Below are 13,313 nucleotides of genomic sequence, written 5' to 3'. Positions count from 1 at the left end.
GTATCAGAATCAAGATTGTCATAAGACAAGCGGATACGTCCTATAGAACAGGAGGACATATCACTTTCTGCAGGAAAAGAGGAATCGCTTGCTGCAAGTGTATATGCTCCTATTACTCTATGAGATGTGTCTACATCATCAAAATTGAATTCATCATTTATATCTATATATTCTGTACTTTCGTCATCTTTAAAAGTAAGAGACTGCTGGGTTCTATACCCTGTAAAAATAAATCTTCCAGCATAATCTTCATTACCTGTTGAATAATATTCATCAGAAAGTGCACTCATTTCAGTAAGAATAGTATCTACGTCATCAAGTGTCTCATACTGGTTAACGCCCTTATTGCACTGCTGGATCAAAGATGTAAGAACATCTGTAACAGTTGAAAGTGCATCTTCTGTAACATTCAGCCAGCTTTCTGCATCTCCTGCATTCTTTTCATAGTACTGGGAAAGTTCTGTTACATTACTACGAAGGCGAAGTGCTCTTATAGCAATAACAGGATCATCAGATGGTCTTGTAAGCTTCTTGCCGGTTGCGATCTGAGTGTTCAGATCATTTTCAGACGACTTGTTATTATTGATATTGTAGATTGAGTTGTTGTGCATTATCTTGTTAGTAATTCGCATATAAAACCTCCGCGTAATCTGTCATTGCCGTTTTTTGGCCCGTAGTAAAAATTGTATTACTATTTTTACTACTCATACCCCAGTATTAAGAATCAGCTGATCATACATTTCAGTAAGTGTCTGAACTACTTTTGAACTTAGTGTATAAGCATTCTGGAACTTAACAAGGTTAGCTGCTTCTTCATCTTCATCAACGCCTGAAACAGACAGTCTCTGGTTTCCAATAGTATTTCTGAGTGCTGTATATGTTTTTTCCATAGTAGTTGCATTACTTGAGTTAAGTGCTGCATCAGCAAGAAGCTTATCAAGAAATTCACCAGAAGTTGCCCCTCTGAATATCTCTTTGGAATTGAACATATCGCCAAGTTTATCGATATTACCAAATTCATCATCACCTTCAGTGATATCCGATTTGGTAGCCAGAAGATCTGCATTATGCTCCATTGCAGAATATACTGCAAAGTTATCTCCTTTAAGATAATAGTATCCATAGTTGGTTGTAGAAAGTTCTTCAAATGTATACTGGGCTGCCGAAGTATTAGTGGATACTGTTCTGTCACCTGTCAGCATATAGCATCCGCTTTCACCTGTAGATGTAAATCCTGTTGTAGTTATATTATTAACTTCTCTTGAAAAATTCCTTATCCACTCATTCATCTGAGCCTGATAATATGGAATTCCCTGATAATCAATTGATTTACCTATAGAAACGGTTTCATAGGATTTGGACTGTATTCTGGAAAAATCAACTGCTGCTCCCGTTTCATCATCAGTATCATCAAGAACAAATGTATAGCTGCTGTCTCCATCATAGGTCCAGCTGTCGTATTCATAGGTTCTTGATCCTATCTGGATTATTCCCTGCTCGGGAAGCGCGCACTGAGCCATATCTTTAAGATAATCACTTGTTACTGCCACTGTCAGGGTATGAGTCTGATAATTCCATACTCCGCTTGTACCATTAAAGAACTTCTGATTATTACCATCTCTCATCTGGATAAGGCCGTAAAGCTTACCACCAATATTCGCATTATCAAGATCGAAGTTACCTGTAAACTTACCGCTACCCTCTTCATAATTGCTTCTTGCCATCTTGATATTGTATAGACCGTCAATATCATTTTGATTTATAGATTCATCTTCATCTCTTGCTACGCAGATAAGCTTGTTATAGCTGTATGTATCAATAAGGCACTGACCGCCTGCAATCCATACTTCAAATCTTGTAGCGCCTGTATCTCTGTCAGGATCATTTTCATCTATTACATCAGTCTCTTTTACATCAACTGATACATACTCAGACAGATCATCTATAAGACTGTCTCTTGTATCTCTAAGATCATTGGCTGTTGTTCCGGTCATTTCGATGATATTGATCTGTTCATTAAGACTTGCAACTTCTTCTGCTATTGAGTTAATAGCATCGCAGGTAGACTTTATTTCCTGATTGATATCATTTTGAAGGTTCTGAAGATTTATTGCCATTGTATTAAAGTAATCAGTAATAGAAGTCATTGAAGCTACATATGTAGCCTTTGTAGTTGTAGTTCCTGATGCTGTCATAACCGACTGAAGATTGGCCTGCATTTTGGAAAAAAGAGTTGAAAACCCTGTTTCTCCATTATCCGTAAGATACTGTTCTACAAGACTCTGATAATAATTTTTCTGAGTATATTCACCATAAAGCTTTTGGTTGTCTCTATATCTTGTGTCATAGAACTCATCTCTTATTCTTTCAATAGCCACAGTATCTACACCTGCTCCTGCGCATCCATAAGTAGTAAATACTCTGAGTGCATCAGCTGCTTCCTGTGTAACAGTCTGTCTTGAATATCCATCAGTATTCGCATTGGATATATTATTGGCAGTTGTATTCATAGCCGCATTAGCTGCCCTGAGTCCTGATGCTGCTATATTAAGTCCGAAAAATTGTGATGGCATAGATTCTGTCCTTCCTTCTTGGCTTTTTAAAGCCTTAAATTAAAACTATGAAGTATAGTTTTAATATTTTTAACTACCAAGAGATGTAACTACATGTTCGAGCATTTCACTTACTACATTGATAAAACGGCTTGCTGCATTATAAGCATTCTGGAACTCTATCATGAATTCAAGCTCTTCATCACTTGATACACCAACTATCTGTTCTCTTGCTGCAGATATAGTATTAACAGTAATTACCTGATTTTCTGACAATGCCTTGTTAACACTTCCTGTATTAGCGATCTGTGATACGAGTGCATCATAGTATTCCAAAAGGTCTATCTTGGTTGCAACATTTGGATTAAGCTTATAATCAGCATCTGTAAATACTTCCTTTAGTGCTGTAGCTGCTGCCGTATCCTCTTCTCCGTCAATTGTCACGAATGTATTAAGTGTAGGTGTCTGAAGAAGCTTTTCATTAACTTCTGTATTTACGATAGTAAAGCCTGTTATATTATTACCTGCCAGATGATCGCTATCGATGTCATAAGTAAGTGCATCGTCATCATCTATCATGTTGAACATGGTATAATCTGCAGGATTTGCTGTAGCTGTTCCATATTTAAGATTTGTAAGTGTCGCAGGATTACTTGCTGCATTTTCATATACCTTATTGATAGCTGTTACTATGTCATGGAACATCTGATCAAATTCTGCTTCTACATTCATGATCACTGACTGTGCAATATTCTTGTTGTAATAGGTTCCTGTCTCATCATCAGTAATATCATGATATGTAGCATTATGATCACCCCTTGCAAGTAGTGTTGCTCTTAGTTCTCCAACATCTGTATTGAGCTGGCTTGATACTGTTCTGGTGAGGTCGTAAACATGAGCTCCGCTTATGTCAAGAACGGTATTCCCATTTTCATCTTCATATTGTTTCGCTGCATATTCCCAATAAACTGTATTGTAGTTACATGGGCTTTCATCAATATCACATCCTAGGTGATGAACATTATCTGAAAGAACAAACTGTGTTCCTTCAAAGTTAACAAGAACATTACCAAACATATCCTCTTCATAAGTAATATTTCCAAGTTCCCCAAGTCTGTCTAAAAGACTGTTTCTGGTATCACGAAGATCGTTGGCTTTTTCTACATAACCTGATTCTATAGCCACTATCTTCTGATTAAGTTCTCTTATGCTATCACCAATATCATTTATTTCATCTACAAGAGTCTTAACCTGGCTGTTAAGATTCTCCTGGTATTCTACAAATCCCTTATAAACTGCCTTTGCACTTTCAACGAATTCGGAACATCTGTTTACAAATGCTGCCTGATTAACTGCACTTGTAGGATCTTTTGCAAGCTCCTGTACCTGCTCCCAAAGGTTAGTAAGGTTATCTGCAAATTCTGCTCCGTTCATTTCCTGCAAAAGGTCCTCTACCTGTTCAAGAGTTTCAGAAGATATATCATAAAATTCACTTCTGCCGCTCTCTAGTCTGTAGGACGCGTCAAGGAATACACTTCTTACCTGTTTACAGTTAACATATGCAACGCCAAGACCTGTCTGTTTATGTGCTATTGCAGGTTTGTTATCTATGGTCTGATACTTACCATCTCCAAGTGATACCTGCTGACGTGTATAGCCTTCAGTACCAATATTTGCAAGGTTATGTGAAGTTGTATTAAGAGCATTTTGTGCTGTTTGAAGGCCGGATACGCCGACATAAAGGTTTGACATCAACATAAGTCTATTCTCCTGTAAGTAAAAATCTGCAAGTTATCATGCATTTACCTGCCGGTCTTTTGCTACAAAAAAAGCAGACACACCGAAGTGTTGTCTGCTTTTGTGAACTACCGAGTGAAACGTCCGGCGATGATCACACTAGTGTGATGATCACTGCCTGGCATCGAATCTGCCTGTATTAGTTCCTATGAGGGAACCCATGGTTCCTGCTGTTTTATCATAATTGGCTGTCTCAGGAGCACTGCCTGCTTGCTGCAGGATGTTCATTTCGAACTGGATCATTTCAAGAGAGCCTTCAAGGAGCTCTTGATTTTGTCCGTTAACGATCCTGACATGTTGTGAAATACTCTTAAGTCTATCTCGCACCTGTGCCAGTTGTTTTTGCTCCGATGGCCGCTTATCCAGCATGCGAACCAGTTCGGTCAGTTTCAATGTCTTGACATCCTTGTTCAATACATTAGCAATGTCCGTCATTACTTCGATCCTCTTCTTTTCAAGCTTCTGGATCTTTCCTACGGAAATTTGCTCTTCATCCGTGATTTGCGAAAGTTTCTCAAGATCTCCGGCCGCTATGACCGGTGTCTTTTTACTCGATAATCCCAAAAGCTCGTCATATGCTATACATTCCTGATTCAAAACCTCTATCAGATCTTCCATCAGACTCGCCATGGGGTTATCTCCTTACGCTTTTATAATCTTTATTTATGCAAATTCTGCAAGCATCTTATCAGCAAAATCATCTGAGCTGATATCGTATGTGCCATCTTGTACCTTTTCTCTAAGAGGAGCAACAAGTTCCTCTCTAACATCAGGTGCATTCTTCACTGCCTGCTTAGCAACCTGGATATCTTTACCTAATGAAGAAATCTGGACATTATCTGTCTTTGTAGCCTTCTCGGTCTTTCCAGTGTGCTGTACTTTTTGTGTGTTATATACCTGTTGTACCTGGTTGTAAGCTTCAATACGCATTGCTTTCTCCTTTCTGGGGAGTTCTTTGGACCTCATATATTTGTGCCTGGCATCTGCTGCCTGGCCGGTAGCTCGCTGACCTCCTTGTCTCCAACGCGAACCCTATTACTATTTCTACTACATTTATCGGTCGAACCCCAATTAACTTTAGACTCTTGAGATATTATTTTAGTGCTTTTTAATAAGTTTGTTAGAATTTAACAGTTCCGTGCTGGATGTCAGACTGTTAATATAGCACTTTTAATACCCCGGTTTCCTCCCTATCGAATGATCATAGGGAAACGTTACATTTTATTGCCGTTTCCATGTGTTTTTTCTTATAGGCTATACGTTTACCGATATAGGCTATCGGCTATCCTCCTTTCCCCTTAGTACTACATAACTCCTCCAAAATCATGCAGTACGTTCTCTTTCTTTGAACTGACGCTTCTTTTCATAAAGTTCTATATCTGCACGGCGAAGTAACTTCTTAATAGAACGGTTATTCTGTTCATTTCGTACCCAGCCGATTGATATACTAAGGTTATAAGGCTTTTTGAGCCTGTGATTCTCTACTGCAAGAGTCATATGAATATAATCACACAGATGCTCAGCATCAAGATCGGATTCTGTCTCCATTACCACTATGAATTCATCTCCGCCATATCTTGCAATAAAAGGTCTTCCGGAAACTCCTCCGCAGGCTTTCTTAAGACAAGAGGCAACTGCTATAAGTGCCTGATCACCTTCAACATGGCCGTAAGTATCATTGATTCCCTTAAATCTGTTCATATCCATCATAAGGACGCATATTCTGCCTCGCATCGGTGTTGAAAGCTTGTACCATAAGTAACCTGTAAGCTCATTTCTGTTGTTGAGTCTTGTAAGAGGATCAAGTGATATAAGCTCATTCTGATTGTCATTGTATAGTGCAACCATATACAAAAGAATGATAGCTATCGTAACTGTCTGTGTCTTATCCAGATAAGCTATTATGATAAATGCAGCTGATGGAATAAGGCATATGATATCTTCGAGAATTTTTTTAAGCGTTCTGTTTCTATTGCGGATCTCTATATCAAGAAAGTTATAAGCATACATCACCATATAAACAGATATTACAGCAAGAAGAGCAAGGTATAATCCCTTAAATACAACTCCTACTGCCATTAGCGCTTTGCCACTTGCATCCACAAAAAAGTACCCTATAAGGTTAACCACAAGGAGAACCAGACATAGGACTAGTAACCTAAAGTAATTTCTTGCTTTTCTTTTGTTAGAGTGATTTCTTTTGATATTAAACAGAATCATTGCAGAGAGTCCTATCCCAAACAGACGGAATACGACATAACAAAAACTCTCTTCCATACCGGTATTCTCCCTTCCCGCCGATCGGATATCCAAGTCCGATTTCCCCGGCTTTATACCGACTGCAATTTACCCCTTACAGTCGTTCCTAAAAACCCCTATACAGATATATTATCGGACGATTTTTAAATTACTTAACCCCTATTTTGAAATTTTTTTTATTTTTTTTTGAAAAAAAATAAGACAATAAAAAAAGAGCTGCTTTTTAGTTTTTCTCATCTAAAAAACAGCTCCATTATTCGCTTATTATTTCACTACTTACTGAGCTTTATCCATGTTAACCGGATCGCCCTGTGCCATTTCAAGATCAACACCTGTTGTGTTTGGAAGTTCATCTTCAAATTTATAATCCTTACCAGGAAGGACTGCATTAAGAAGAATACCAACAAGTGAACCTGTTGCAAGACCTGAAAGTGTTACACCGCCAAATGGAAGTGGAAGTGAACCTGCAGATGAATAGCTGATACCTATTGTAAGTACCATGATCATAGCAGCTACAAGTACGTTACGGCTCTTAGAGAAGTCAACATGTGTCTCAACAAGGTTTCTGATACCTACAGCAGAGATCATTCCATAAAGTACAAGTGATATACCACCAATTGTTCCGCTTGGCATAGTCTCGATGATAGCTGCAAACTTAGGGCAGAAACTCATAAGCACTGCAAAACCGGCTGCAATTCTTATTACAAGCGGATCATAAACCTTAGTAAGTGTAAGAACACCTGTATTCTCGCCATAAGTTGTATTGGCAGGAGCTCCAAAAAGTGAAGCTATAGTAGTTGCAAGACCATCACCAATAAGTGTTCTGTGAAGACCTGGATCCTTAATATAGTTGCGGCCTGTTGTTGATGATATAGCTGAGATATCACCAATGTGCTCCATCATTGTTGCAAATGCGATAGGAACAATCGTTATTACAGATGTTATAAGAACACCTGAATCAAATCCATTTGTAAAAAGTGAGAACACTGTATTTTCAAAATGAACAGGAAATCCTATCCAAGGTACGCTTGCAACCTGAGCATAATCTATCATCTCAATGCCAAGTGCATCCATTACAGCAGATACTATATATGAACCAATTACTCCAAGCAGGATAGGAACAATTCTTACAAGACCTTTGCCCCAGATATTGCAGCCAATAACTATAGCAATAGCTACAATTGCAGGAATCCAGTTCCAGTTATCTGCACAGTTATTAATAGCAGATGGAGCAAGATTAAGACCTATTGCAATAATGATAGGACCTGTAACTACAGGTGGGAAGAACTTCATGACCTTACCTGCACCAAAGGTTCTAAAAAGGAATGCAAGAACCAGATATAAAAGACCTGAAACAGCAACGCCAAAACAAGCATAAGGCAAAAGCTCTGTATTGGAAGCTCCACCATCAAGAAGCGGCGCTACAGCTGCATAACCACCAAGAAATGCGAATGAGGAACCAAGAAATGCCGGAACCTTACGACCTGTAATAAGATGAAAAAGAAGTGTGCCAAGACCTGCAAAAAGAAGTGTTGTAGATACATCAAGACCGGTAAGAATAGGAACAAGAACTGTTGCTCCAAACATTGCAAACATGTGCTGAACTCCGAGAATCAGCATTCGGCCCGTTCCAAGACTTCTGGCATCATAGATCGGCCCATCAAAAGCTTTGGTATTTTTACCCATATTTTCCTCCCTCTTAAATAAGCGTTTGACTAGTTGTTCAAAACCCAAATATATTATAGCGAACATACCGCCAATTTCAACTTAAAATTTATCAATAAAATGGCTCAGACTTTAATCTAAAAGTCTGAGCCTGTAAATTTATGAATATGCAAGGTCTACATGCTGTACAATTCCTGCTTTACCATTTTCATGAAGAAATACACCGGATGATCTTACTACGCCGTTAACGCCGTCCTTAAAAAGATCGGAAGAATACGAAGTATACTCAGTTCCAACTTCTCCAAGATAGATTGCTCCAACATCAGCCTCCTTTAAAGTCAGAAGCTCGTCATGGCCTTTATCATCTTTGATCCAGACTTTAAGTGCTGCCCAGGAGGATTCATCATTTTCATCTATCCAGCCATTACCATCCTCATCATATTCTCTTAGTTCGCCAAAGCCGTCTCCTGTTTGCGCGCCAAAGAGTTCGCTTCCATCATTTATAGTGCCGTCGCCGTTTTTGTCTACCGCAAGAAAGCCTGACCCAAGCCCCGGCATCTTTACATTCTCCTTATTCCCATCCATATTAAGATCAAAATAAAAAGACTGGTCTGATATTTCTGCAACATCATCTCCAACATTTATTACAAGAGGATCCATAAGAAGCTGTCCCATGGCCCCAAGATTAAGCTCCGAATACTCTGCAAACTCTCTCGACATGCCAAAACTTACATTAAAGTCTATGATTCGTCCATCCTCTGTAACAGCTCTTCCATCTGCGCTAAACTGCATAGATTCCTTCTCATAACTCATTAAAGAATAGGAATTAGAGCTTCTGTAAAGGCCCGCATTTCCATTTGATATAGAATCAAGCTGCTCCGATATATTTCTGGAAAAAGAGTCCCAGCCTTTTCCTCCCAGATCCTGGGCAAGTTTTAGTATAAGTCTCAAAAGATGAACATGTATCATGTCCATAGGGCTAAGTCCCTGACTTTCATTTAAGGTCTCAGGTTCCTCTACCTGAATCTCATGATAGGTTCCAGGATTCATATAAAGACCTGAAGACTCTGCATCAAGAAGTTCCAGATCCTTATCAGATCTGGCATACGTATCTCTTAATATCTCAGACTCCTTATTACTTTCAAGCGTTTTAAAGCTTGACGAAAGCCCAAACGGCTTTATCGTATCCTGCATGTTTTGAACTACGTGTTCACGCCTTGAGCTTAGTTCAATGTTACTTGCTGCAATTCTCATAATACGCCTCATGTCTTTCCGGAAGCGCTCATTAAAGTCTTCATCCATGACCTTTTATAGCAAAAAAGGGCATAAAATTAGCGCCTCCACCAAAAATTAAAAGTTACTATCTTCCGTGAAAGACGCTATCCTTAGCATGCAGAACTCCGTCCCGTCAAAAATACCCGTGATGTCTGATAACAAACAAATCGAATACTGTAACATAAATCCGTCGTTACATTTATTTTATCGGTACGGTTCTTAACATTATTAACTTAATTATAAGATATATTTATAAGGAACAACTATTATACCCTTCAGATTCAGATTTCTCCGTGAAGAATCTTCTCAGCATTCTCGACACGCTCCTTGGAAGGTGCAGGTGTATCTTCAAGAGTATATTTGATTCCAAGTTCTTTCCACTTAAATACTCCGAGATTATGATAAGGAAGTACTTCAATCTTCTCTACATTATGAAGTGTTTCAATGAAGGCTCTGGTCTTTTTAAGTGCATTATCATCATCAGTAACACCAGGTACAAGTACGTGTCTGATCCAGATAGGCTTGTTGATATCAGAAAGATATCTCATTCCATCTAAGATATTGGCATTGTCCTGTGCTGTAAGATCCTTATGAGCTTCCGGCTCAATATGCTTGATATCTACAAGAAGAAGGTCTGTAAGCTTCATAAGTTCTTCAAACTTTGAGAAAAAAGGCTCCTGTCTTGTAAATGGCTGAAGTGCAGTATCAATACAGGTATTGATTCCGCGCTTTTTAGCTTTTGTAAAGAGCTCAAGAAGGAAATCAATCTGAAGAAGTGCTTCACCACCGCTTACAGTTATTCCGCCATCATTGCCCCAATAAGTCTTATAACGTTCTGCCTTATCAAGGAGTTCATCAGCATCTATAAACTGTGTATCATCTCGCTCTTGGGCCCATGTATCAACATTGTGACAATATCTGCATCTCATGTTGCAGCCCTGCAGGAATATAATATATCTGATGCCAGGACCGTCTACTGATCCAAATGTTTCTATTGAATGTACTGCGCCTTTCATAAAATCTCCATTCCGCTGCCATTATAGTGCAGCACTAACATCCATGAACCTGATACTTCAGATTCTGTAAATCACATATATCTTTTAAAAAAGGACTGCAAAGAATTGTTAACTCCCTTTGCAGTCCTTTTTCATATAAGCATTACGCTCTTAATAAGTCTGTTATATCAAAAACCAAACAACACATTAGAGTGATTCGTGACATGTACGAGCAATAACGTCAAGCTGCTGCTCCTTAGTCAGGTTGATGAACTTAACAGCATAACCTGATACACGAATTGTGAAGTTAGCATACTCAGGCTTTTCAGGATGCTCCATAGCGTCGATGAGCTTGTCCTTACCGAATACGTTAACGTTGAGGTGGTGAGCACCCTGCTCGAAGTATCCATCAAGAACACCAACAAGCTTGTTAGCTCTCTCCTCATCATCGTGTCCAAGAGATGAAGGGTTCATTGTCTGAGTATTTGAAATACCGTCAAGTGACCACTCATAAGGAACCTTTGCAACTGAGTTAAGAGATGCAAGAAGTCCGTTCTGCTCAGCACCGTAAGATGGTGATGCTCCAGGAGCGAATGATGTGTAAGCTGCTCTTCCGTCAGGTGTAGCACCTGTTGCCTTACCATAAACAACGTTAGATGTGATAGTAAGGATAGAAGTTGTAGGCTCAGAGTCACGATATGTGTGGTGCTTTCTGATCTTAGTCATGAATGACTTAAGAAGATCAACACCGATCTGGTCTGCTCTGTCATCATCGTTACCATACTTAGGGAAGTCGCCTTCTATCTTGTAGTCGATAACAAGACCGTTCTCATCACGGATTGTCTTAACCTTAGCATACTTGATAGCTGAAAGTGAATCGATAACGTGTGAGAAACCAGCAATACCTGTAGCAAATGTACGACGTACATCTGTATCGATAAGAGCCATCTCAGCTGCTTCATAGTAGTACTTATCGTGCATGTACTGGATGAGGTTAAGGATATTTACATAAAGACCTGCAAGCCAGTCAAGCATCTTGTCATATTTAGCCATAACTTCATCGAAGTCAAGGTACTCAGATGTGATAGGTGCATAAGCAGGACCTACCTGCATGTGCTTACCGCTCTTATCTGTGAACTTCTCATCTACACCGCCGTTGATAGCGTATAAAAGAGCCTTAGCAAGGTTAGCACGAGCTCCGAAGAACTGCATCTCCTTACCTGTCTGTGTAGCTGATACGCAGCAGCAGATTGAGTAGTCATCGCCCCAGATTGGACGCATAACATCATCGTTCTCATACTGGATAGAAGATGTTACAACTGAAATGTGAGCTGCATACTTCTTGAATGTCTCAGGAAGTCTCTTAGAGTAAAGAACTGTAAGGTTCGGCTCTGGAGCAGGTCCCATGTTCTCAAGAGTATGAAGGAAACGATAGTCATTCTTTGTAACCATGTGACGTCCGTCTCCGCCAAGTCCACCAACCTCAAGAGTAGCCCATACAGGGTCACCTGAGAAGAGGTTGTTATATGAAGGGATACGAGCAAACTTAACCATACGAAGCTTCATTGTGAAGTGATCGATAAGTTCCTGTGCCTGTTCCTCTGTAAGTGTTCCCTCTTCGATATCACGGTTAATATAGATATCAAGGAATGTTGATACACGACCAACTGACATTGCAGCACCGTTCTGAGTCTTGATGGCTGCAAGGTAACCGAAGTATAACCACTGAACAGCTTCCTTAGCGTTCTTAGCAGGCTGTGAAATATCATAGCCGTAAGACTCTGCCATAGCCTTCATGCCCTTAAGAGCACGAACCTGCTCAGAAATCTCTTCTCTCTGACGGATGATGTTATCTGTCATTGTTCCATCACCGCAGTTGTTGTAATCTTCCATCTTCTTAGCGATGAGGTGATCAATACCATAAAGAGCAACTCTTCTGTAGTCGCCTACGATACGTCCACGACCATATGTATCCGGAAGACCTGTTACGATGTGGCTGTGACGAGCAGCTCTCATCTCAGGTGTATAAGCATCAAATACTGCCTGGTTGTGAGTCTTGTGATACTCTGTGAAGATCTTGTGGAATTTAGGATTAACTTCGAAGCCGTATGTTGAAGCAGCTTCCTCTGCCATCTTGATTCCGCCGTAAGGCATGAATGCTCTCTTTAAAGGCTTATCTGTCTGAAGACCAACGATCTGCTCAAGATCCTTAGTCTGCTCATCAATATATCCAGGGCCATAAGCTGTAAGACCAGAAACAACTTCTGTCTCGCAATCAAGAACGCCGCCGTTCTCACGTTCTTTCTTCTGAAGCTCCTGAAGCTTGCCCCATAATGTATCTGTAGCCTGAGTCGGTCCTGCAAGGAAAGACTCATCACCATCATACTGGGTGTAGTTGTTCTGGATGAAGTCACGTACGTTAACGTCTCCAATCCAGTGTGTTCCTTTGAAACTTCTCCATTCTTCTCGCATAAAGGTACTCCTTCTAGTGCCGTCATGCATGGACTTATCCATGCGCTGAATTATTTGTTATATTTTTAACCAACGGCGTGATTTTAACATGTATAATGATTGTATGTCAATCAAGAACATAGACAACATTTCATTGTTTTTCCTTGTTTTTCTGCTGTTTTGCACAAAGATATTTACACAAATTTGAAGAATCCCCTGTTTATGCGGTTTTATCGACAGTGTTGCACAAGCATTTTCTCATTTTTTCGTCATATTTTTTGGCGATACTGTGTATTATTACTTCCAGATTTTTAATTGT

10 protein-coding genes are annotated in these 13,313 nt (G+C 39.6%); all 10 read right to left on the bottom strand.

The features are described 5' to 3' along the window. Window positions 1–632 (bottom strand): flagellin N-terminal helical domain-containing protein (locus K6G87_RS15095; protein ID WP_330669883.1); only part of this gene is annotated, 632 nt, incomplete at its 3' end. Window positions 633–704: 72 nt separating this feature from the next. Next, window positions 705–2,573, bottom strand: a complete 1,869-nt coding sequence (flgK, locus tag K6G87_RS15090) for a flagellar hook-associated protein FlgK (RefSeq protein ID WP_296839061.1) — start codon at window positions 2,571–2,573, stop codon at window positions 705–707. A 69-nt stretch (window positions 2,574–2,642) separates the two neighbouring features. Beyond that, the gene (gene flgK, locus K6G87_RS15085) at window positions 2,643–4,310 is read right to left on the bottom strand and encodes a flagellar hook-associated protein FlgK (protein WP_296839059.1); all 1,668 of its coding nucleotides are present in this window, start codon (window positions 4,308–4,310) and stop codon (window positions 2,643–2,645) included. Between the two features lie 150 nt (window positions 4,311–4,460). Further along, complete coding sequence (locus K6G87_RS15080; RefSeq protein ID WP_296839056.1) at window positions 4,461–4,979, bottom strand: flagellar protein FlgN; 519 nt, start codon at window positions 4,977–4,979, stop codon at window positions 4,461–4,463. A 33-nt stretch (window positions 4,980–5,012) separates the two neighbouring features. After that, window positions 5,013–5,279: a flagellar biosynthesis anti-sigma factor FlgM gene (gene flgM / locus K6G87_RS15075; protein WP_296839054.1), complete on the bottom strand. Its 267-nt coding sequence runs from the start codon at window positions 5,277–5,279 to the stop codon at window positions 5,013–5,015. A 393-nt stretch (window positions 5,280–5,672) separates the two neighbouring features. After that, the gene (locus K6G87_RS15070; protein ID WP_296839052.1) at window positions 5,673–6,626 is read right to left on the bottom strand and encodes a GGDEF domain-containing protein; all 954 of its coding nucleotides are present in this window, start codon (window positions 6,624–6,626) and stop codon (window positions 5,673–5,675) included. A gap of 258 nt (window positions 6,627–6,884) precedes the next feature. After that, window positions 6,885–8,294 (bottom strand): uracil-xanthine permease family protein, encoded by a 1,410-nt coding sequence (locus K6G87_RS15065; protein ID WP_296839050.1) that lies wholly within the window; start codon window positions 8,292–8,294, stop codon window positions 6,885–6,887. Window positions 8,295–8,432: 138 nt separating this feature from the next. Further along, on the bottom strand, window positions 8,433–9,527 hold the full coding sequence (locus K6G87_RS15060) for a hypothetical protein (RefSeq protein WP_296839048.1): 1,095 nt from the start codon (window positions 9,525–9,527) through the stop codon (window positions 8,433–8,435). Between the two features lie 302 nt (window positions 9,528–9,829). Then, on the bottom strand, window positions 9,830–10,564 hold the full coding sequence (gene pflA, locus K6G87_RS15055; protein ID WP_296839036.1) for a pyruvate formate-lyase-activating protein: 735 nt from the start codon (window positions 10,562–10,564) through the stop codon (window positions 9,830–9,832). A gap of 186 nt (window positions 10,565–10,750) precedes the next feature. Next, window positions 10,751–13,015, bottom strand: coding sequence for a formate C-acetyltransferase (pflB, locus tag K6G87_RS15050; RefSeq protein ID WP_296839033.1), 2,265 nt, complete (start codon window positions 13,013–13,015; stop codon window positions 10,751–10,753). Between the last annotated feature and the right edge of the window lie 298 nt (window positions 13,016–13,313).

This window comes from Butyrivibrio sp. (genome assembly GCF_024699075.1).
This window is presented reverse-complemented; position numbering and strand designations above follow the sequence as displayed.